The sequence below is a fragment of the Streptomyces sp. SID13726 genome, from assembly GCF_010548375.1.
Taxonomy (GTDB): Bacteria; Actinomycetota; Actinomycetes; order Streptomycetales; family Streptomycetaceae; genus Streptomyces.
Map to the genome: position 1 here is coordinate 1 of NZ_JAAGLY010000532.1, position 425 is coordinate 425.

The following is a 425-nucleotide window of genomic DNA, read 5'->3' on the forward strand; positions in this document are numbered from 1 at the left end:
GGGGGCGGCTTGCGGGCGGACAGGTGCCCGAGCTGTACGAGGTCGAGCATGCCGGCGACCCGCTCGCGGATCTCGGCGCGGGCCACGCCCTTGCGCTTGAGGCCGAAGGCCACGTTGTCCGCGAGGGAGAGGTGGTCGAAGAGGGCGTAGCTCTGGAAGACGGTGTTGACGTTGCGCTTGTCGGGCGGGAGCCCGGTGACGTCCTCGCCGTCGAGCAGGACGCTGCCCTCCGTGGGATCGGCGAAGCCGCCGATCATCCGCAACAGGGTGGTCTTCCCGCAGCCGGAGGGGCCCAGGAGGGAGAAGAACTCGCCCGGGGCGATGTCGAGGGTGACGTCGCGGACGGCGTACGCGTCGGCGCTGCCGGCGTACTGCTTGCCGACCCGGTCGAGCCGGACCGCGGGGGGGGGGGGGGGGTGCGGGGG

Annotated in this window: 1 protein-coding gene; it reads right to left on the reverse strand. The window is 73.2% G+C overall.

The window, feature by feature from the left end; translation table 11 throughout:
• Nucleotides 1-425 (reverse strand): ATP-binding cassette domain-containing protein (locus tag G3I78_RS48965; RefSeq protein WP_239158497.1); only part of this gene is annotated, 425 nt, incomplete at both ends.